Annotated in this window: 1 protein-coding gene; it reads right to left on the bottom strand. The window is 63.8% G+C overall.

Going from position 1 to position 1,269, the window contains the following annotated elements:
* Nucleotides 1-3: 3 nt before the first annotated feature.
* On the bottom strand, nt 4-1,179 hold the full coding sequence (locus tag CO669_RS34795; protein WP_097667123.1) for an IS481 family transposase: 1,176 nt from the start codon (nt 1,177-1,179) through the stop codon (nt 4-6).
* Nucleotides 1,180-1,269: the final 90 nt, after the last annotated feature.

The raw sequence follows: 1,269 nt of genomic DNA on the forward strand, positions 1-1,269 counted from the left end.
TGTTTAGTCCGGAGACATGGCTGACACCTGTTCGGACACATCACTGACAGGTGGGTCGTTGGTCAAGTCGATCGAAGCGACCTGCCAACTGGCGAAGAAGATTCCGTAGTGGCCGTCGCGGTCCAGTGGCCGAATGGCGAGGCGTTCACGTGCGAAGGCCTGGGGAACTTTCCAGAAGCGCCCCTTGAAGGAGATGTAGGGTCTCGTCGATGAGACCCTGCGCACGATCTCGCCGCTGTTGTATTCGACGTTCGGAACGCGGGCGGGCATGGCCCGAGCACTCGGCCGGAAGCGATCGGCGGGGACCTGCATATCGAGGCCTTCGTGGGGACGCTCCAGATTATAGACCGGGCGCCAGGCATCGAGGGCCCGCTGGACTTCCGGCAGAGTGCGGAAGCGGCGCATTGCAAAGACCTCAGCCTTCAGGGTGCGGTGGAAGCGTTCGTTCTTGCCGCGCGCCTGCGGATGGCACGGCCTGGCGTGCACCACCCGGACGCCAAGCTTGAGCAGCCACACCTTCAGCCCGGTCCAGCGAACGCCAGACGTATCGCCCCAAGGTGAGCCGTTGTCGGTGTAGAAGGCCTCCGGCAAGCCATAGCAGCGGAACGTTGTCGTCAGGTGATCCTGCACGGTGAGACGCTGCTCGTCGGCGCAGGCCTTCAGGCACAGGACATAGCGCGAGTGATCGTCGACGATCGTGAGCGGGTGGCACCGCGTCCCGTTGGCGAGCCCCAGGTGACCCTTGAAGTCCATCTGCCACAGCAGATTGGGAGCTTCCTTCTCGAACCGATGGCCCGGATTGGGCGGTGCATTCTCGCTCGGTTTGACCCGCCCGTTCCGGCACAGGATCTGATGCACCGTCGACGGCACGGGCACCGTCTGGCCGCTCCGCTTCAGGCAATGGGAGATCTTGCGCGCTCCCCAGGCCGGATGCTTGTCGCGCACCGCCAACACCTGTGCCTCGATCGCAGCCTCACTGCGCCTGGGCATCGCATGCGGGCGCCGCGAGCTGTCGGCCAGCTCCCGATCGCCAGCCTGCCAGCGCCGCAGCCATTTGTAGCCGACGTCGGGGCTGATGTTGAACCGTCGGCATAGCTCGCGCCGGTTGACGCCTTCCTGCAAAGCCAGCCGCACGAACTCGTGGCGTTGATCCATTATTGACACCTCATTCCACGGCATGGACGGCCTCCCGAATCGGACCAATCCAGCCATTGTTGACGTGTCAGCTATGTCTCCGAACACCCGTCAGTGATCTGTCCGGGCTAAACA

Origin of the sequence: Bradyrhizobium sp. Y36 (assembly GCF_002531575.1) — a bacterium.
GTDB lineage: Bacteria > Pseudomonadota > Alphaproteobacteria > Rhizobiales > Xanthobacteraceae > Bradyrhizobium.

Coding starts and splice junctions, on each gene's coding strand:
- CO669_RS34795 (WP_097667123.1), bottom strand. CDS start 1,179: ATGCCGTGGAATGAGGTGTCAATAATGGATCAACGCCACGAGTTCGTG.